We start from the raw sequence: 19031 nt of genomic DNA on the forward strand, positions 1-19031 counted from the left end.
GTCCTGGTCCGGCGGCCCTCGTTAAACCGCCTCGCCTGACGTTTCCTGATCAGTCGATCCGCCGTCCGGTTTCAGCGTCGAAGTAGTGAACGTTTTCCGGAGCCGCCCGCAGATAAAGCTTCTCGCCCGGCTCATGACGGGCATGGCTCGATACGCGAACCAGGATCTCGTCGCCGCCATCGGCAAAGCTGGAATAGAGATAGCTTTCCGCGCCGACCGGCTCGAGCACGTTGACGCTGGCTTCCAGATGAAGGCCTTCGCCTTCACCGGGTGCAGTCACCACTTCGAGATGCTCCGGCCGAATACCGATGGTGTAGGCATCACGGCCCTTTGCATTGGCGCCCTTGAGGCCGGTGCCGGTTGCAAGAGCAAGACCGTTCCCATCCGCCTTGACCTTCAGAAGGTTCATGGCGGGTGAACCGATGAAGCTGGCCACAAAGGTTGAGGCCGGCTTGTCGTAGACATCGATCGGCGCGCCGATCTGCTCGATGTTGCCGCCATTCAGAACCACGAGCCGGTCTGCCAGTGTCATCGCTTCCAGCTGGTCGTGGGTGACGTAGACGCTGGTGGTGCCGAGCGAGCGCTGCAGGCGCTTGATCTCGACGCGCATCTGCACACGCAGCTTGGCATCAAGGTTGGACAGCGGTTCATCGAAGAGAAAGGCCGCCGGTTCGCGCACGATGGCGCGGCCCATGGCAACGCGCTGGCGCTGGCCGCCGGAAAGTGCGCGCGGCTTGCGTTCCAGGTAGTCGCCGATTTCCAGGATGCGCGCGGCTTCCTTGACCCGGCGGTCGATCTCGTCCTTGGCCATGCCGCGGTTTTTGAGGCCGTAGGCAAGGTTGTTGTAGACCGACATGTGCGGATAGAGCGCGTAGTTCTGGAACACCATCGCGATATCGCGATCCGCCGGATCGACATTGTTGACGACGCGGTCGCCGATCTTGATGTCACCGGTGGTGATTTCCTCAAGGCCTGCCATCATGCGCAGCAGTGTGGACTTGCCGCAGCCGGACGGACCGACCAGGACGATGAATTCACCGTCCGCGATGTCGATGGAAACGCCTTTGACCGCTTCCACACTGCCGCCGTAGACCTTGCGGACCTTGTCGAGAGTTATCGTTGCCATTTATCTAAAAACCTCACTTGTCGCTCTCGACGAGCCCTTTGACGAACCAGCTCTGGAAAATCACCACGATGAGCACCGGCGGCACGATGGCGAGGATCGCCAGTGCCATGGCCTCGTTGAAGTCCGGGATCTGGGCTCCGACCCAGACCTGCAGGATCTGCTTGATGCCGCGAACCAGGGTAAACAGGCTCTCGTCGGTGGTGATCAGCGTCGGCCAGAGGTACTGGTTCCAGCCATAGACGAACATGATGATGAAGATTGCCGCGATCATGGTCTGCGACAGCGGTACCAGGATGTCCTTGAAGAACTTCCAGGGACCGGCTCCGTCGATGCGGGCGGCTTCCAGAAGTTCGTCCGGTACCGACATGAAAAACTGCCGGAAGAAGAAGGTGCCGGTTGCCGAAGCGATGAGCGGCACGATCAGGCCGGAATAGGTGTTCACCATGCCGAGGGACTGGACGATTTCGTAAGACGGCAAAATGCGCACTTCCAGCGGCAGCAGGAGCGTTGCGAAGATCACCCAGAAGCAGAGGGTTGCCATCGGAAAGCGGAAATAGACGATGGCATAGGCCGCAAGCATGGAGATGACGATCTTGCCGATGGCAAAGCCAAGGCCGAGGATCATCGAGTTCTTGAGCATGACGAAGCCGTCGACTTCCTTGGTGAAGCCACCGGCCTCGAACAGGACCGTCTGATAGTTCTCGAAGAACTTGCCACCCGGCGTGAACTGGATGCCTTCCTTGTAGATGGTGATCGCATCGTGCGTGCTGGTCAGAAACGCCAGCACGACCGGAGTGACCATGAAGAAGACGCCGAGAAGAAGAATGACGTGATCCGAGATCTGCAATTTTTTCATCGTCGCCTCCCTTACGTGTAGTGCACGCGCCGCTCGATCAGGCGGAACTGGATGATTGTCAGGATGAACACCATCAGCATCAGGATCACGGACTGGGCCGAGGACCCGCCGAGGTCGTTGCCGCGGAAGCCGTCCAGGTAGACCTTGTAAACAAGTGTCACCGGGTTGTTGCCGGGCTCATTCTTCACGATGACGTCGATGATGCCGAACGTGTCGAAGAAGGCGTAGGTGATGTTGATGATCAGTAGGAAGAAGCCGGTGGGAGCCAGCAGCGGGAAGGTAACGGTCCAGAAACGCCTGAAGCCGGACCGGCAGTCGATGCTGGCGGCTTCCTGAACAGATTTGGAAATGCCCTGCAGACCGGACAGGAAGAAGATGAAGTTCACCGGGATCTGCTTCCAGACGGCGGTGACGATCATGGCAAAGCTGGTGTCGAAATAGCTTACGCCTATCTGCATCTTCCAGCCGAACAGGGCGAACAAGTCAACGATGGGGCCGACATGCTGGTCGAACAGAAGCACGCCGATCAGGCCGGCGACGGGCGGCGCAACCGCGTAGACCCACATCAGCAGGGTCTTGTAGGAAGACGCACCGCGCAGAACCTTGTCTGCCTTGACCGCCAGCAGAAGAGCAAGCCCTAGCGACAGGAATGTCACGAAGAAGGTGAAGACCGCCGTGAACCGCGCCACCCGGCCGTAGTCGGTCGAGGTGATCATGTCCTTGAAATTATCGAGCCCGACGTAGGTCGAGCCGAAACCGAACGGATCTTCGAGATAGAAGGAGGACTGGATCGCTTGCGCGGCCGGCCACAGGAAGAAAACCGTCACGATGCCGAGCTGCGGCAGAAGCAGCAGGTAAGGCAGCCACGGAGACTGAAACTGGACTTTTTTCATTATTTCGTTTCTCGACCACCGGGAACGATTGGCGCCGGCCTCCCCTTGTGGGACGACCTGCCCGAAACATCAGGCATTGGATCTAATGCCGGAGGCTTCATTCATTTCGCTGCGGATCGACATCCGACCACCCAGACCCCTCTGGCTGAATGTCGGTCGATCCGGGCCATAAACGCATGATATTCGGCTGAATTGGTATGCGTATACAGCCACGCTCAAAGGTCGATAGGGGCGCAAGGCGCCCCTATCGGTCTGGCGACTAAGTCGAGCTTAGTTGCTGGTGGTCTTGGCGAAACGCTCAAGGAGCTTGTCGCCGTCGGCCTTGATGGTCGCGAATGCGTCGTCAACGCTGGTCTCACCGGAGAAGACCTTGCCGAGTTCGCGGTTCATGACGTCGCGGATCTGGACGTAGAAGCCCATGCGGTAGCCCTTGGTCCACTCGCCGCCTTCCAGGGAAAGCTGCTGGATGCCAACTTCAGCTGCCGGGGTGCGCTCGTAGTGGCCGTCCTTCTTGGCCAGCTCATAGGCAGCTTCGGTGACCGGCACGTAACCGGTTTCCTTGTGCCACATGTACTGGACTTCCGGAGAGGTCAGGTATTCGAAGAAAGATGCAACGCAGTTGTTTTCTTCAGCCGGCTTGCCGGACATTGCAAACAGAGCCGCGCCACCGATGAAGGAAGCCTTGTTGGCGCCTTCAACTGCTTCCCAGTAAGGCAGGTAGGTTGCGGAGAACGGGAAGTCGACCGTGTCGGCGATGCCGCCGAAGGACCCGGAAGAACCGATCCACAGAGCCACTTTGCCTTCGTTGAACGGGGTCTGGTTGTCACCCCAGCCGGTGCCGTAGTAGCCGAACAGACCTTCGTCGAGCCACTTCTTGGCAGCCTTGAAGTGGTTCTTGATCGGCTCGCCGAAGACCAGCTCGGTGCCTTCTGCGCCGTCGTAACCGTTGTTGTTGGTTGCGAACTGCAGGTTATGACGGGACTTGAAGTTCTCGACGAATTCCCACGGCAGGTGCGACTGAACGAGCGGCACGTAACCGGCTTCCTTCAGCTTCGGAGCGATTGCTTCGAACTCTTCGTAGGTCTTCGGAGCTTCGACACCGGCCTTCTTCATCGCATCGTCGTTGATGTAGAGGATCGGAGCGGAGGAGTTGAACGGCATGCCGATCATCTTGCCGTTGCTGTCGGCATAGAAATAACGGACACCGGCGATGTAATCTTCGATGTTGAACTCGGCACCGCTCTCGTTGAGCAGGTCTTCAACCGGAACGACAGCACCCTTGGCACCGATGATGGTGGCGGCGCCAGCGTCGAACACCTGCAGGATGTTCGGCTGTTCGCCAGCGCGGAACGCTGCGATACCGGCGGTCAGGGTTTCTTCGTAGGTGCCCTTGAATACCGGCGTGATCTGGCAGGCGTCCTGGGATCCGTTGTAGCCGTTGGAAATTTCGACAACCACTTCGCCGAGCTTGCCGCCCATGGCGTGCCACCAGGTGATGTCAGTGGCCGCATAAGAAGCGGAGGACGTGCCCAGGAGGGCGGCCGCAGCCACGAGGCTGGCGACGGTCTTGCGATAAGCCATGTTCATTTGCTCCCATCTAGCAGGGCGTCTTTGCCCCGGTCAGCAGTTGGTTCTCTCTCGGTGCCGAAATGGCTTCATCGGCACCCGAAACGATAACGCCTGCGTTTCGTATTGTTTTCATATGAACGTTATATGACGCTCATATGAACATTAAAAGACGCCTTGACCGCGTCCGCAAGAGGGAACGCAGGAAATTTGAAGAATCCCGACCCTTGATGGGATCCAGGGCTGCATTTCCTACGGAAGCCAAGTTCTCGTCCGACAGTAAAAGCGTGCCCCCGGACACGGCTCCACCCTTGCCGCAATCCCGGCTAATGCTGGACTTTTTGCAGAATTTAGTTGGCTCATATGAAACTGTTCCGTCGTTCATATGAACTCTTGGTGACATTCACCGGCCTGTGGAAAGTGCAGATTTTTTCAATCGCCTGCAGGCCCGAAGCTGGAGCTGCGGACACGGCAAGGCACTTTGCGGGTGCTTGTCAGATACCTTTATGATGCTTTTGGCGCCTCAGGCGTCCTGTCCGAAGATCCGGCGTTTCGTGCTTTCGGAGGAATGCAGGATCTTGTTGTGGAGATAATGCTTGGCCCGCTTCTCCAGAAACCGGAAGGCGTATTCCAGCTTGCCCTTGAGGCTCCGCCGGGGCTTCGGCCCTGGTGTCAGGTGTTTGTGGATCCGTCCCTCGTCGCTGAGCTGCTGGACCCACTGCTTTTCCGCATCCCAGTCGTGGGTGTGCTGCTTGCCCTGATGGGTGAAGCCGAAGAGGTGAATTTCGGCGTCCGGCAGAACATCCAGGAATTCGGCGATGATGGACGCGCCCGATGTCGGGTTGCTGCGGTCGAACGGATCGAATCTCTTCAGGTGTTCCCGCGCCTTGTTCGTTGGGCCGAAGCCCAGATAGCGCGGCTTGCATTCGTGCGCGAACAGCCAGTCGACCTCGCCGTTTTCCTTTATGTCGTTCACCCAGACTTCCGGCGCGCGTTCAAGGGCAAGCGGGTTGATCCGCTTCGACATATAGACCCTGGCCCGGTTGAGCATCAGAACGTCGACCCGCTGGCCCGCAACCCCGAGGGCCGGCGCACTGTTGAAGCGCAGCACCAGGTCCGCCTTGTCGATTTCCGGCGCATCGGCCTCGGAAATCGGTCCGTTGCCGACGATGGAAATCGTCCTGATCTTCCGGCCGTCCAGAAGGCTGCTGGTCATTGGTGCTTTCCTGCCTGTTGTGCCGGGCGTATAGCAACCCGGGTCGCGCCCGGCAACGGCTGTTTGGAATGGATACTGACCGTATCCGGTTCCGCAAACAGCTTCCATGAGTTAGGCTTTGCTCAACCGATTGCTACAAACGATCCTTGCATGTCCTTGAAATTTTCCTCCGTCTTTCCGTTGAAACACGCCCGCGCGCACGAAGTGTGCGGCGACAGCGCGTTGAGCTTTGCCGCGATCGCCGCCGGAATGGCAAAGGGGGCCGTCGTGTGGATTTCGGAAGACTGGCGCCCGACGGTGAACCCGGAAGGCCTTGCGGCGTACTGCGATCCGGGCCGGCTGCTTCTGACCCGCGCCGGCAACCAGCTGACTGCTCTGGCAAGTGCGGAAACCGCGCTCAGGTCCGGCGCCGCCGGGCTGGTGGTGGCTGAACTTTCCGGCACCGTCGGACTGACGGAGGGCCGCCGGCTGCAGCTGGCGGCCGAGGCCGGACGCACCACGGCCATCCTGCTGATCCCGGAAGGCGCGGGCAGCAATGCCGCCGAAACCCGCTGGCGCAGCACCTGTCTTCCGGCCCAATCCGCCCCCTCTTCCGGTCTTGCACCGGAGCCTCGTCAAAATGGTCACGACTCGACTCATTGGCGCTGGTCGCTTATAAAGAACAAAATAGGAACATTGTCGGAATGGGTAGTACGTTGGGATGCAGCGGCGCATCGTGTCATTGTGGTTTCCGAGGCTGGCGGCTGAGCGCTCCCTGCGTGCCCGGCCCGTCGACGCACCCTTTGCGCTGAGCCTCTTCGACCGCAATTCCGAACGCCTTTACGACCTGTGCCCGCGTGCCGAAAGCTTCGGTCTCAACCGCGGCATGACGCTGGTTCACGCGCGCAGCTTCTGCCCCGGTCTGCTGACCCGCCCGGCGGACCCGGCCGCCGACCAGCGTTTTTTGAGGCTGCTGGCCCGGTGGGCAACCCGCTACTGCCCCTGGGTCGGCCTTGACGGGCGCAACGGCCTCTTTCTCGACATCACCGGCTCGGCTCACCTGCTTGGCGGCGAGGAGCCGCTGCTGGACGATATCCGTGCCCGGCTCGCCCGGGCGGGGCTGACCGCCCGGCTCGGCCTTGCCGATACCCCGGGAACGGCCTGGGCGCTGTCCCGGTTTGCGGAAGGCATTGCCGGGACCGGCGAGACCCTTGCCCGCATCGGCCCGCTGCCCTTGTCGGCCCTGCGGCTGTCCGACCAGACCTGCACCAGTCTGGAACGGCTCGGCATCGCCACGGTTTCGCAGCTCTACAATCTGCCGCGCGCCACTGTTGCCCGGCGATACGAGCCTGATGTCCTGCGCCGCCTCGACCAGGCGCTGGGGGCGCTGCCCGAGCAGATTTCTCCCCTTGGCGAGGAGCCGGGCTTTGCCGTGCGCATGACCCTGCCCGACCCCATCGGCCTTCTGGACGATGTCATGGCTGCGGCACGCCGGCTGACCGCGCATCTGTGCCAGCGGCTCGACACCGCGCAGAAAGGCGCCCGCAGCCTGAAGCTGACCTTTCGCCGGGTCGATCAGGAAAACCAGGCGGTGGAACTGAAACTCGCCCGGCCGATGCGCGACCCGGAACGGATCCTGGCCCTTTTCGAGCGCGGGGTCAGCGCGGTCGATGCGGGCTATGGCATCGACATGATCCGCCTGGAGGCAACAGAGGTGGAACCGCTCGGCATGCGCCAGCTGGACCGCACCGAAGGCCTGGAGAAAGACGGGTTAGATGATCTCATCACCCAGCTCGGCAACCGGGTGGGCCTCGACAACATCCTGCGGTTCCAGCCGGTCGACAGCCACATTCCCGAGCGCAGCTTCAAGCTGGTGCCCGCCGCCTACAGCCGCCCGGCGCAAGCCTGGCCCGCCAACCGGCCGCGGCCGATCCGCCTGTTCGCGCCCGAGCCGATTTCCGGCACCGGCTTCGAACCGCCCCGGCGCTTTCGCTGGCGCGGCCGGGCCCTGACCGTGTTCGAGGCCGAAGGGCCGGAACGGATCACCCCCGCCTGGTGGGACCTGGACGACAGCTGGGCCAAGGGCCTGCGCGACTACTGGCGCATCGCCACCCACCAGGGCCAGCGCCTGTGGCTGTTCCACACGCCCCAGCACCCGGCCTGGTTCGTACAAGGGGAGTTCGGCTGATGGGTTTCCGCAGTTTGCGCCCCGCCTCTATCGCCTTCCCGGTCCCGGGCTCGCAGATCCTGGGCTCGCAGATCCTGGTCTCCCCGGTCCCGGATCTCCGCTGCGCTGCGTCCGGGATGACGGCGGAGAGGACGGTTGTTGTTCCGGCCCTCGCCACCCCTTGCCCGGTGTCACTCCAGACGGGCATCGCGAGATCCGGGGCCCACTCGTTTGCAGAGCGGTGCCGGCAGGGGCTTCCGGTGCCTGAAGGGCAAGCGGACCGGCGATTGGGACCGGGCTTTGCGCTTTTGCTTTGCCAGGACGGCACGCGGGGACACGGGGATCCCGCGCATCTGTCCTGCAAGGACAGCTTTGGAAAGAACAGGGAGGCCCTTCGGTGAGCGTGCTTCCGTCGCCTGACGAGTTCCAGCCCGAGCCGGTCCGTTATGCGGAGCTGGCCGTGACGTCGAATTTTTCGTTCCTGCGGGGGGCCTCCCATCCGGAGGAGCTGGTGACCCGTGCCGCCATGCTCAATCTCGATGCGGTTGCCATTACCGACCGCAATTCGCTGGCCGGGGTTGTCCGGGCCTATTCGGCGCTGAAAGAGATCAAGCGGGCGGCGGCCGAGGAAGGCGTTCAGATCCGCTCGCATTCGCAGATCGACACCTCCTCCCGCAAGGAGACGAACACGAGCCCGCCCCTGCCTGCCCCGCAGACGCTGAAGCTGCCGCGGCTGATCGTCGGCGCGCGGCTTTGCCTGCAGGACAGCCCGCTGCACTGGGTGGCGCTGCCGACCGACCGCGCCGCCTATGAGCGGCTGAGCCAGTTGCTTACCCTCGGCAAGCGGCGTGCGGAAAAGGGCGAGTGTCACCTGAATTTCACCGACCTGATGAACGCCTGCAAGGGCATGATCCTGATTGCCCTGCCGCAGCCGGAGATGGCGCGCGAGACGATTTGTGAGACGGCTAAGGATCACATTCGCCGCCTGCGCCAGGAAGCGCCGGGACATGTGTTTCTGGGCGCGGCGCCCCGCTATGACGGCACCGACCAGGCCTGGTTCCGCACCTGCGCCCGCGCGGCGCATTCGCTTGCCGCGCCGATGGTCGCCGTCGGCGACGTGATGATGCACCATGCCGGCCGGCGCCGGCTGGCCGATGTGCTGACGTGCCTGCGCGAAGGCTGTACCATCGACGATATCGGCACACGGGCCCTGCCCAATGGCGAACGCCGGCTGAAGGCGCCGGAGGATATGGCCAGGCTGTTCCGCCACCATCCGGCAGCCCTGCGCCGGACGCTTGAGATCGCCACCCGCTGCAGCTTCGATCTTTCCGAACTTTCCTACCAATATCCGGACGAGATCACGGGCAACGAACCGCCCCAGGAGCGGTTGGAACGGCTGACCTACGAGGGGCTGGAAAGACGGTATCCCGCGGGCGTGCCGGACCATGCGCTGGCGCTGGCGGAAAAGGAACTGAAGCTGATCCGCAAACTTGCCTTTGCCGCCTATTTCCTGACCGTGCATGACATCATCCGCTTTGCCCGCAGCAAGAACATCCTGTGCCAGGGGCGCGGCTCGGCGGCCAATTCCATCATCTGCTATGCGCTCGGCATCACCGATGTGGGGCCGGAAACCATCACCATGGTGTCGGAGCGCTTCATCTCCGAGCACCGGGGCGAGCCGCCGGACATCGATGTCGATTTCGAGCATGAACGCCGCGAGGAGGTGATCCAGTATGTCTATGAAAAATACGGCCGCCACCGCGCCGGGCTCTGCGCCACGGTGATCCACTTCCGCACCCGCGCGGCGATCCGCGAGGTCGGCAAGGTGATGGGCCTGAATGCGGATGTCACCGCCGCGCTGGCCGGGCAGATCTGGGGCAGTTCCAGCAAGGGGCCGGAAGAAACGCGGATGCGGGAGATCGGGCTCGATCTCGACAATTCGCGCGTTCGCCAGACCATCGAGCTGATCCGCGAAATCATCGGCTTTCCGCGCCATCTCAGCCAGCATGTCGGCGGGTTCGTGATCACGCAGGGGCGGCTCGACGCGCTCTGCCCGATCGAGAACGCGGCCATGGAAAACCGCACGGTGATCGAATGGGACAAGGACGATATCGACGCGCTCGGCATCCTGAAGGTGGATCTGCTCAGCCTCGGCATGCTGACCTGCATCCGCAAGTGCTTCGAGCTGATCGACACCCACCATGGCCAGGAACTGACACTCGGCACCGTGCCCCAGGCCGACAGGAAGACCTATGACATGCTGTGCGTAGCCGATGCCATCGGCGTCTTTCAGGTGGAAAGCCGGGCGCAGATGAACTTCCTGCCGCGCATGCGCCCGCGCCAGTTCTACGACCTCGTCATCGAGGTGGCGATCGTGCGCCCCGGCCCGATCCAGGGCGGCATGGTGCACCCTTACATCAACCGCCGCCAGGGCCGGGAGAAGGTCACCTTCCCCTCAAAGGCGCTGGAGGAGGTGCTGGGCAAGACGCTTGGCGTGCCGCTGTTCCAGGAACAGGCGATGCAGATTGCCGTGGTTGCCGCCGGGTTCACACCGTCGGAAGCCGACAAGCTGCGCCGCTCCATGGCCACCTTTCGGCGCATGGGCACCATCGGGCAGCTGAAGGACAAGTTCATCTCCGGCATGCTGGAGCGCGGCTACGAGCTGGAATTCGCCCAGAACTGCTTCGGCCAGATCGAAGGGTTCGGCGAATACGGCTTTCCGGAAAGCCATGCCGCCGCCTTTGCCATGCTGGCCTATGTCTCGGCCTATCTGAAATGCCACTTCCCGGCAGAGTTCGCCTGCGCGCTGCTGAACGCCCAGCCGATGGGCTTCTATGCCCCGGCGCAGATCGTGCGCGATGCCCGCGAGCACCAGGTGGAGGTGCGCCCGGTGTGCGTCAACACCAGCCTGTGGGACAACACCCTGGAGCGGCGCAGCGACGGCGCGCTGGCGCTGCGCCTGGGGTTTCGCCAGATCAAGGGCCTGCGCGAGGAGGACGCGGCCTGGATCGTCGCGGCCCGCGGCAACGGCTATCCGGATACGGAAACCCTGTGGCTGCGCACCGGCGTCATGCCGGCCACGCTGGAGCGGCTGGCCGAAGCCGATGCCTTTGCCGGCATGGGGCTCAGCCGCCGGGCCGCGCTCTGGCAGGTGAAGACCATCCGCAGCCCCAAGCCGCTGCCGCTCTTCAACGACCCCATCGACGGCGAGGCGATCTTCGAGCCGGATGTCCTCCTGCCCACCATGCATCTGGGGCAGGAAGTGGTGGAGGATTACCTGTCCACCCGGCTGACCTTGCGCGCCCACCCGATGGAGCTGCTGCGCCCGCATATCGCGCATCTGACCCCGCATGACCGGCTGGCGGCGCTGACCCCGCGCGAGGCGCGCCGCGTTTCCGTCTGCGGGCTGGTGATCACCCGCCAGCGCCCGGGCACGGCCTCGGGCGTGATCTTCCTGACGCTGGAGGACGAGACCGGCGTTTCCAACGTGGTCGTCTGGCCGAAGATGTACGAAAAATTCCGGCCCGCCGTTCTCGGCGGACGGCTCCTCAAGGTCACCGGGCGGCTGGAGCGCGAAGGCATGGTCGTTCACCTGATCGCCGACCACATCGAAGACCGCTCCCGCGACCTGTCGCTTCTCGGCCACCCGAACGACGACGTTCTGGGCCAGACGACCACCAAGACCGACGACGTGCCGGTGCACCTGAAATCAGACGCACAACGCACCCGCGCCATGCACCCGCGCGAACAGGCCAAGCGGCTGTTCCCGAGCCGGGATTTTCATTGAGGAGTGGTGTCTTGGATGGGCGGGGAGCGGACGTTTGCTGCGCGAGAAGCGGACAGACCGAAAAGCGCAGAAAACAGACTGACTGCTTTCAATCATTAAAAGCATTGGCTTGCCGTTCAGAATCCTATCGTAACTCAATCAGCTCACGGCCAACAAAATTAGTTTAAAAACTGACCGTGTCACCACCACTCTTTCACCCGCCACACCGAGCGCGATATTGATCGCGGCTACTTGATCGCAGGCACCGTGGCAGGACAGCCTAGCCTTTCGTTTTCAGCTGAAGCAGCCTCGTCTCCATCTCTGCGACGAACTGCCTGTCGTGCGACCGGCCAAGGTATTTCTCGGCCCATTCACCCGTAACCACATAACGACGCAGCCAGACTTCAAGTGCTGGCACATCCTCGGCGTTCTTGTCCAGTAAACCCGAGAAATAGTTGCCAGCCTGTGCAGCGAGCTGAGCCATCTCTTGGAGTACGGCCTTCATCAGTGGTGCATCAAAAAAAGGTCCCATGACGACTTGGCCGCCACCGGTCGGTCGCATCAGCGCGAAGCCATGCAAAGTCGCATGTGCAGCATACTCGCAGAATAACTTGTATGCCGCGCCGCGCTTGCGTTCCTTGAAATTATCAAAGTTATCGAGGAACTCACGAACCTTTACCGGCGCAAAAATCTGTCGGCGCTTTTTATCGTCAGATTCCCGCCACTCAGTTATCTTGCTTGGATCGCGATCGAACCAGCCCCACAAATATACAATCTCCATAATGTCGCGCAAAGTCGCTGCTGCAAGCTGATAGTAACCTCGGGTGAGCTGGCCAAACGCCGATCCGAGGTCATTGAATATCCGAGCGCCGAGCAGCTGTATGGTTTCCTGATCGAGATCGACTGCATCGCGCTTTGCAAAGAAATCTATATGATCCATCACCGCTTCAATTAATTCGACATGGTTCAGAAGTTCTACATCGGCCTCAATCACGGCAATTGACTGTTTGCGGATGTACTCCTCGCCTTCATTAAGCCGTGCCATGTTCTTAGGAATTTTACCGCCTTGGGCAGGCATCAGCGACACCTTTCAATTTAGCCAGGAGGGGACTGGCGGCTCTTGCACATGGATAGGCAAAGCTGCTGACCTGTTCGCCTTTCGCGGGCCGATCATAAATATCGGCCCTGAGCGAGTGTTCATAGCGTAGCAACGAATGGAGATCTCGCGTCTCAACCTACTTAATCGGAGCTGCAAAAACTGAGATTTCTGCTTCCATTTTGGCGATCAATTGTGCGGCCAGTTCGATGTATTCAATTGCCTGAGCTTCTGTAGCGGTAAATTCAGAGTGGGTAATTTTGTTTCTAAGTTGACGTAGATCACGGAATATTTTCAGCTCTCTCGTTCCCAGGGCTTTAGTCTTCTCGAGTACACGCTCGATTAACCTGTACGGCGCTGCCACCTTATAGTCTGGTGTGACCCCTTTCACTTCAAGAAGCTTTTTCGCTGACCTCTCAATTTCTCGAAATGCTTCTACTATTGCCGCATTTGGAGAGATTCTTGAAATTTGTTTTAAGTTCTCTTGAAAGTCCTCAATTACTTCATCGTCTTGAATGTTCTCAAATCCTGCTTCCTTGGCTTCTTTTTCAATTCTAACCAGCTCGCGATCAAACTCTGCCTCCAATTCTTTATATTTGAGCTTGTGAAGACGGGGGATCGCTCTTTCTATTGGCTCTTTGAGAACCAAAAGAGTAACTACGACAACAACAGGCCAAGCCAATGAACTAACAACCGAGGCTATGAAATCTAACCAATTCATGCGTACACACTCTGTTTGTGGTGACTAACGGCCAGTCCAATTTCCTTCCTCATCGAAATAAGGGCATCTCTCAAAATCAAAGGCGTTCCAAAGATAATTCATCTGTTCGGCGACAACGTTCTGATAGTTGCCATCATCTCGATGGTTAGCAATGATAGTAGACGGTAGGTGTAACTCCTCACGTTCGTAAGGTGGAGGTGTATCGAAATACTCTTGAGGAACAGCCAGCTGCACGCCGTTCATCCTAAAGAATGACAGTTGCAGCAAAACAGGCGTTGACGTTTCCAGAGCCTGAAGTCCGCCCATATATGATGAAACAGCTTCGAAAATTCTCCGAGGTTGCACACCACCAGCGAAGTACTGTCCCTCGTTTCTGTTCGAAATAACGCTTGCGCTTGTTGCCTCGACACTTCCGTTACGGAAAATCTGGGTATATCCATGACAAACTTCGCCTGGCCGGAATACAACAAAGCCGTCCAAATTAATTCGAAACGAGTCCCCAGACGATCCTAGGGGGCGAAACGCTGCTCTTTGCCGACCAAGCGTCGTGACATCAAGCCGACGATCCGCACCAAAATCTGGCAAAGGAATTAAATGCACAACCAGGACAGCTCTGTCCGATGGCAGAGTTAAGGCACCATCGTTTGCTTGAATCCGCAAAAACCTTTCATTAACAAAACTTCTGGCTCGTTCCTCAATAGAGCGCTGCTGACCAAAAAGGGCACGCAACTCCTCCAAAGAAAGCTCATACGCGCCTGAAGAATTCCTAGAATAGTAACGATTTCTGTTCTTAAAAATTACTCTGTGAGGGGGATTGTAACTGTGAGGAACGTGAATGACAATGCAGTCTCCATCGTCAACTTGTACACGTTTCATGCGCAAGCCTATGATCGACGGCTCTAACCCCGTGCGGGCAATATTCTCTAGGCGTAGTAGTTCGCTGTCTACATCAATTCCGGAGAGAGGCATCAACTCCCTTGCCACTCCGTTTTCTTCGTTAATACCGATAATTAAATGTCCACCAAGGCTGTTGGCCAAGGATGAAATGTCTTTTAGAAACTCTTTCTTATCATTATCGGAATTGCCGTAGGTTTCGCGCTTAAACTCAAGGTGGACTGATTCCGTTGCACCCGCATCCAACAAACCTTGCATGGTTGTAAGATCAATGTTGTCAAAATTCGTTCCAAGCAACATGTATTCGGTGTTCCTCAGTGTGCCTCACGGTGCCGTTAGCATTCCGAAATTGAATTGATTTCTATTTATGGTAGCGACCCCACTCCTCTACAGTCAAATAGGTTGGAAGTGCTCTCTGTATTGGAAGCAGGAATATCCAAGCGGCCTGAGGTAAACGTTATCCTTATTGCTCGATATTGGTCTTCGGTGCAGAGAAAAATCACTTTCCGTCTATATGAAACTTCACAGCCTGCGCAATCAATGGCAGCTTTACAGATCAGGCTGAATCCTGCGAACTATCGAAGTGAAAGCGTAGACTGGCAGCACACAGCAGGACCTGTTTTTGCTTGGGGCAAATTCCTGATATTCTGACTTTGAAGAAGCGAAATTTTTAAGCTGCCGCTGCGCAGCCTTCATTTGCACACCGCCAACCGCCCTCGGTCCATCCTATCAAACAAAATTTTCGAAGAGTCAAAGCCGCAACCAGTCACTTCACGCATTGATGCGGTCTATACTACATTTGGTTAATGGGCCTAGGAGAACTGCTATGGCGAAGAAACCTACAGGTAATGAAGGATCCAACCGGCTAGAGATCAAGAAGGATGGCTCAGCGGAGTTGTCATTCGAGCGTGTCAGTCTCGGCGATGACAAGGCAGAGATCGAACGCAACATCATGGAACGTTTCGCGGCCGCTATGAAGGCGATGGGCTCTAGTTTCACATGGGTCCAAAACGAAGAGAATGATCTGGACTTTACCCTCACTTTTGAAGGCGGTGACTGCGTCGATTTAGATTTAACTGAGTTGATCTTGCCCGCCGCCAGAGGGGCGCCATTTGATCAGCCTAATCGCAGCCGTACATTTGGCATGGTGGCCGACACAATCGAAGACCTCGTTCGGAGAAAAGACGACCACTACCCTCCAGCTGGGCGTCCCAAGCATCTGTTAGTTTACACAACCCACTGGTCTTTCATGCCAACGTGGCAAGTTCTACGACTTGTTCAGGCTAACTTTCTAAAAGTTCCGCCAAAGGCGCTTGAGAACGTATTCTTTCTGTACAATGTCGGCGAAGGTGACCGCCCCGTACCATTACATCCGGCAGTAGCAGAATTAGTGGCGACCTTCGACGCAGAAGGGGCGCGAGATTTGGAATTTGTCCGCCTAGACCCATCTCTTGCAACGCTGGATACGCAGTAGCGTCTGGGTGAGAACGATGTCTGATTCCTGAGCTTGGTAACGACTGTCTTTATGGCCGGAATGGTAGATGAAGCAGCCATTGATTGAGACCACGGCCCATGTCGGCTCCGCACCGAGTGCACAAGACCGCCCTGAAAGACCAGTCCACGCTTACCCAGCAAATCAACACCGGCTGAGCTGCCACTTCCGCCCTTTCAGCGCCCGGGACAATGGCTTAAGAAAAGAACTCTTCAGCTTTTCCAGCGCTTAGAGGGAACACATGGAACAACGCAGATTGGGCGCCAACGGGCCGGAAGTGGGTGCCATCGGCTATGGGGCGATGTCCTTCTCCGACATGTACGGGCCGACGAACGAAACGGAAAGCCACGCCATTTTGAATGCCTGCCGCGATCTGGGAGTCACGCATCTGGACACGGCCAATGTCTACGGCATGGGCAAATCGGAAAGCGCCCTCGGCACCTATCTGAAAGCCAATCCGGGTGCGCGGGACGAATTCGTGATCGCGACAAAGGCCACGATCACCACCGATGCGGACGGCAACCGCAGCTTCGACAATTCGGCGGAGCACCTTGAAGCCGAGCTGGACAAGTCTCTGCAGCGGCTCGGCGTGGAGTGTGTGGACCTGTTCTACGCCCATCGCCGCGACCCGCGCTTCACGCCGGAAGAAACGGCGGCCAATCTCGGCCGGCTGGTTGAAAAGGGCAAGACCCGCGCCATCGGCCTGTCGGAAATCGCGCCATCTACCCTGCGGCGCGCCATGAAGGTGTTTCCTGTCGCGGCCGTTCAATCGGAATATTCGCTTTCCACGCGCGCGCCCGATCTCGGGCTGGTGCAGGCCTGCGCCGAGCTTGGTGTTGCCATGGTGGCGTTCTCGCCCGTCGGCCGCTCGCTGCTGACGGACCATCCGATCCCGCGCGAGCGGATCGCCGAGCTGCCGTTCCTCAGCACCAACCCGCGGTTCATGGAGCCGAACCTGACGGAGAACCTGCGCATCATGGAAGGCTTCCGCAAGCTTGCGGCGGACATGGGCACGACGGCGGCGGGGCTTGCGAATGCCTGGCTGCTGACCCGCGGGCCGCATGTGATCCCGATCCCGGGAACGCGCTCCGTGGAGCACCTGCGGGAATGCATCTCGGGCGCGGCGCTGAACCTGACGGCAGCGGATCTGGAGCGTATCGAGGCCGTGCTGCCCGTTGGCTGGGCCCACGGCGACCGTTACTCGGACGTGCAAAGCATCGGGCCGGAGCGCTATTGCTGAGATGAGCAAGCTGTTTGAAGAACTGGACTACGCGCCGACACCGATCGGCGCGATTTCCCTGCGCCGCCGGCATATCCTGGCGCTGAAGACCGACGTCTTCGAAATCCTCCTTGGCGAGGAACACCTGATGTCGAGCCTTTTTACCGCGTCGGAAATCGCGCTGGCGGACAAGGGGCTTGCGGCCCTTAGCGGCGACAAGCTGGACGTGCTGGTGGGCGGACTTGGGCTTGGTTATACAGCGCAGGCCGTCCTGGCCCATGAGAGCGTTGCCGACCTTACCGTGGTTGACCTCTTGGCACCCGTCATTCGCTGGCATGAGGAAGGTCTCGTGCCGATGAAAACCGAGCTTGCCGACAACCCACGCTGCCGGCTGGTGCAGGGCGATTTCTTCGCCATGGCAGCCTCGGAAGACGGCTTCGATGCCGACAGGCCCGGCCGCCAGTATGACGCGCTGCTGATCGACATCGACCACACTCCGGAACGTCTGCTGCACGGCGGATCCAAAGGCTTTTACACGCCCGAGGGCCTGCGCGCCGTCCAGCGTTTCGTGAAGCCGGGCGGGATCGTCGGGTTGTGGTCGGACGAGGCCCCGGACGAGGCCATCACGACCTTGCTTGGCCAGGCGTTTGACGCGGCCTGGGCCGAACCGGTGGTGTTCGCAAACCCCCTGCAGGACGGGCGCGAGGTGACCCAGGCGGTCTATCTGGGGCGCAAGGGGTGAGTTGCTTGCGCTCAGGCGCGCGGGAAATAGCTTTCCCGCTCGGCATCCATGGCCTTCCGCCAGCGGTCCTTTAAAGAGCCGCGGCTTTCCGGATAGCGTTGATCCAGCGCCTCGGCGAAGGTCATGCGGTCGGTGCGGAAATAGCGGAAGCCCTGGCGCAGCTCGCACCAGGCCGCAAGGATGCGGCCTTCGTCCCGGTAGCCCAGCAACACGGGCCAGACCACGCGCTTACTCTCCTTGCCATCACCGTCGCGGTACCCCAGCGACACCTTCCTGCCTTCCAGAATGGCCCGCCGCAGCATGGCCGCATCGACCTTGTCCTCTGATGCCGGGCTGACAGGCCGCACGCTCATCGCGGCTGCCGCAATGTGGCGGCGCAAGGGCCCGGGCGTGATGGCCTCTATCTTGGCGATCAGGTTCTCCGCTGCCCTGGCGAGCTCCGGCTCGGCGCGGGTGGAAACCCACAAGGCGCCCAGAACCGCGGCATCGATTTCCTCGGCCGTCAGCATCAGGGGCGGCATGTCGAAGCCCTCTTCCAGAACATAGCCGACACCGGCCTCCCCCCGGATCGGCACGCGCTGCGCCGTCAAGGTGGCGATGTCGCGATAGACCGAGCGCTTGGAAACCTCCAGCTCGTCCGCGATCGCCTGCGCCGACACCGGCCGGCGCACCCTGCGCAGGATCTGGATGATTTCAAACAGTCTGTCCGCGCGCCGCATGGCCCGTCTCCCCGGCACGATGCTGCCAACACGGTGTCAGCAGGGGGCCTTTATAGGACCCGGACACCAGAGTTGAAAGCGTCCGGAAGACCATGACCCGAAACCTGACAAAACACCTTTATTGGATCCTCGCGATCCTTTTTCTGACCAGCGGAACAGCGCTTCGCGCGCAGGAGACAGACATGACAAATTCACAAGCAGCAGCCGTTCAAAGACTTGGCGTCTATGTGCTGTCCAGCGACCTGAGCCGTTCACGTGAGTTCTATGGAGCGATCTTCGGCACAGCGCCAAAAGTGGAGACGGACGTGTTCATAGGTTTTGATGTGGCGGGGGGCCTGTTTGCCGTCATTTCAAAACAGACCTTTGCGCCGGACGCCAAGCTTGGCGGCAACACCGTGCCCTATCTGAAGGTCGACGACATTCAGGCGGCCCTGCAGCATGTCGAGACAGTCGCCCCCAATGCGCTGAAGGCCCCCGGCCTGATCAGCGAAGGGCCGATCAGCCTGTTCAAGGTCACCGATCCGGATGGCAACATCCTCGAGTATTATGCGCTCAACACCCCGATCGACGGGCTTTAGA

The 19031-nt window shown here is 59.7% G+C and carries 16 protein-coding genes; 7 read left to right on the forward strand and 9 right to left on the reverse strand.

Features of this window, described 5'->3' with window-relative positions:
* Positions 1-49 precede the first annotated feature (49 nt).
* From B0E33_RS08405 to B0E33_RS08425, 5 genes are all read right to left on the reverse strand, one after another.
* Positions 50-1126 (reverse strand): sn-glycerol-3-phosphate import ATP-binding protein UgpC, encoded by a 1077-nt coding sequence (locus B0E33_RS08405; RefSeq protein WP_022999631.1) that lies wholly within the window; start codon positions 1124-1126, stop codon positions 50-52.
* 13 nt (positions 1127-1139) lie between these two features.
* Positions 1140-1982 (reverse strand): sn-glycerol-3-phosphate ABC transporter permease UgpE, encoded by an 843-nt coding sequence (gene ugpE / locus B0E33_RS08410; protein ID WP_022999630.1) that lies wholly within the window; start codon positions 1980-1982, stop codon positions 1140-1142.
* A gap of 11 nt (positions 1983-1993) precedes the next feature.
* Entirely contained in the window at positions 1994-2875 is an 882-nt protein-coding gene (locus tag B0E33_RS08415) for an ABC transporter permease subunit (protein WP_055657334.1), read from the reverse strand.
* Positions 2876-3145: 270 nt separating this feature from the next.
* On the reverse strand, positions 3146-4456 hold the full coding sequence (locus tag B0E33_RS08420) for an extracellular solute-binding protein (RefSeq protein ID WP_031268865.1): 1311 nt from the start codon (positions 4454-4456) through the stop codon (positions 3146-3148).
* A 508-nt stretch (positions 4457-4964) separates the two neighbouring features.
* A complete protein-coding gene (locus B0E33_RS08425) occupies positions 4965-5657 on the reverse strand; it encodes a glycosyltransferase family 29 protein (protein WP_077290935.1) in 693 nt (230 codons plus the stop codon).
* A 150-nt stretch (positions 5658-5807) separates the two neighbouring features.
* Between B0E33_RS08425 and B0E33_RS08430 the strand changes: the two genes are divergently transcribed.
* From B0E33_RS08430 to B0E33_RS08445, 3 genes are all read left to right on the forward strand, one after another.
* On the forward strand, positions 5808-6404 hold the full coding sequence (locus B0E33_RS08430) for an ImuA family protein (protein WP_022999626.1): 597 nt from the start codon (positions 5808-5810) through the stop codon (positions 6402-6404).
* A complete protein-coding gene (locus tag B0E33_RS08435) occupies positions 6358-7824 on the forward strand; it encodes a Y-family DNA polymerase (RefSeq protein ID WP_022999625.1) in 1467 nt (488 codons plus the stop codon). The genes B0E33_RS08430 and B0E33_RS08435 overlap by 47 nt, the downstream gene beginning before the upstream one ends.
* A 376-nt stretch (positions 7825-8200) precedes the next feature.
* Positions 8201-11590 (forward strand): error-prone DNA polymerase, encoded by a 3390-nt coding sequence (locus B0E33_RS08445; protein ID WP_077290937.1) that lies wholly within the window; start codon positions 8201-8203, stop codon positions 11588-11590.
* A 259-nt stretch (positions 11591-11849) separates the two neighbouring features.
* Here B0E33_RS08445 and B0E33_RS08450 read toward each other — a convergent pair whose 3' ends face one another.
* From B0E33_RS08450 to B0E33_RS08460, 3 genes are all read right to left on the reverse strand, one after another.
* A complete protein-coding gene (locus B0E33_RS08450) occupies positions 11850-12647 on the reverse strand; it encodes a hypothetical protein (RefSeq protein WP_077290938.1) in 798 nt (265 codons plus the stop codon).
* 157 nt (positions 12648-12804) lie between these two features.
* The gene (locus tag B0E33_RS08455; protein WP_077290939.1) at positions 12805-13386 is read right to left on the reverse strand and encodes a hypothetical protein; all 582 of its coding nucleotides are present in this window, start codon (positions 13384-13386) and stop codon (positions 12805-12807) included.
* Between the two features lie 24 nt (positions 13387-13410).
* On the reverse strand, positions 13411-14580 hold the full coding sequence (locus tag B0E33_RS08460; protein WP_077290940.1) for an AlbA family DNA-binding domain-containing protein: 1170 nt from the start codon (positions 14578-14580) through the stop codon (positions 13411-13413).
* Between the two features lie 526 nt (positions 14581-15106).
* Here B0E33_RS08460 and B0E33_RS08465 point away from each other — a divergent pair.
* From B0E33_RS08465 to B0E33_RS08475, 3 genes are all read left to right on the forward strand, one after another.
* Positions 15107-15754: a hypothetical protein gene (locus tag B0E33_RS08465; RefSeq protein WP_077290941.1), complete on the forward strand. Its 648-nt coding sequence runs from the start codon at positions 15107-15109 to the stop codon at positions 15752-15754.
* A 259-nt stretch (positions 15755-16013) separates the two neighbouring features.
* Positions 16014-17012, forward strand: coding sequence for an aldo/keto reductase (locus tag B0E33_RS08470; RefSeq protein ID WP_077290942.1), 999 nt, complete (start codon positions 16014-16016; stop codon positions 17010-17012).
* A gap of 1 nt (position 17013) precedes the next feature.
* Positions 17014-17733, forward strand: coding sequence for a spermine/spermidine synthase domain-containing protein (locus tag B0E33_RS08475; RefSeq protein WP_167579508.1), 720 nt, complete (start codon positions 17014-17016; stop codon positions 17731-17733).
* A gap of 11 nt (positions 17734-17744) precedes the next feature.
* Here B0E33_RS08475 and B0E33_RS08480 read toward each other — a convergent pair whose 3' ends face one another.
* Entirely contained in the window at positions 17745-18452 is a 708-nt protein-coding gene (locus B0E33_RS08480) for a helix-turn-helix transcriptional regulator (protein ID WP_077290943.1), read from the reverse strand.
* A 182-nt stretch (positions 18453-18634) separates the two neighbouring features.
* Between B0E33_RS08480 and B0E33_RS08485 the strand changes: the two genes are divergently transcribed.
* Positions 18635-19030 carry a VOC family protein gene (locus tag B0E33_RS08485; protein ID WP_156912362.1) on the forward strand — a complete coding sequence of 132 codons (396 nt, stop codon included), beginning with the start codon at positions 18635-18637 and terminating at the stop codon, positions 19028-19030.
* Position 19031: the final 1 nt, after the last annotated feature.

The sequence above is a fragment of the Roseibium algicola genome (genome assembly GCF_001999245.1).
GTDB classification, from domain to species: Bacteria; Pseudomonadota; Alphaproteobacteria; order Rhizobiales; family Stappiaceae; genus Roseibium; species Roseibium algicola.

Coding starts and splice junctions, on each gene's coding strand:
- B0E33_RS08455 (WP_077290939.1), bottom strand. CDS start 13,386: ATGAATTGGTTAGATTTCATAGCCTCGGTTGTTAGTTCATTGGCTTGG.
- B0E33_RS08415 (WP_055657334.1), bottom strand. CDS start 2,875: ATGAAAAAAGTCCAGTTTCAGTCTCCGTGGCTGCCTTACCTGCTGCTT.
- B0E33_RS08480 (WP_077290943.1), bottom strand. CDS start 18,452: ATGCGGCGCGCGGACAGACTGTTTGAAATCATCCAGATCCTGCGCAGG.
- B0E33_RS08465 (WP_077290941.1), top strand. CDS start 15,107: ATGGCGAAGAAACCTACAGGTAATGAAGGATCCAACCGGCTAGAGATC.
- B0E33_RS08485 (WP_156912362.1), top strand. CDS start 18,635: ATGACAAATTCACAAGCAGCAGCCGTTCAAAGACTTGGCGTCTATGTG.
- B0E33_RS08425 (WP_077290935.1), bottom strand. CDS start 5,657: ATGACCAGCAGCCTTCTGGACGGCCGGAAGATCAGGACGATTTCCATC.
- B0E33_RS08430 (WP_022999626.1), top strand. CDS start 5,808: ATGTCCTTGAAATTTTCCTCCGTCTTTCCGTTGAAACACGCCCGCGCG.
- B0E33_RS08405 (WP_022999631.1), bottom strand. CDS start 1,126: ATGGCAACGATAACTCTCGACAAGGTCCGCAAGGTCTACGGCGGCAGT.
- B0E33_RS08450 (WP_077290938.1), bottom strand. CDS start 12,647: ATGCCTGCCCAAGGCGGTAAAATTCCTAAGAACATGGCACGGCTTAAT.
- B0E33_RS08475 (WP_167579508.1), top strand. CDS start 17,014: ATGAGCAAGCTGTTTGAAGAACTGGACTACGCGCCGACACCGATCGGC.
- B0E33_RS08460 (WP_077290940.1), bottom strand. CDS start 14,580: ATGTTGCTTGGAACGAATTTTGACAACATTGATCTTACAACCATGCAA.
- ugpE (WP_022999630.1), bottom strand. CDS start 1,982: ATGAAAAAATTGCAGATCTCGGATCACGTCATTCTTCTTCTCGGCGTC.
- B0E33_RS08470 (WP_077290942.1), top strand. CDS start 16,014: ATGGAACAACGCAGATTGGGCGCCAACGGGCCGGAAGTGGGTGCCATC.
- B0E33_RS08435 (WP_022999625.1), top strand. CDS start 6,358: ATGCAGCGGCGCATCGTGTCATTGTGGTTTCCGAGGCTGGCGGCTGAG.
- B0E33_RS08420 (WP_031268865.1), bottom strand. CDS start 4,456: ATGGCTTATCGCAAGACCGTCGCCAGCCTCGTGGCTGCGGCCGCCCTC.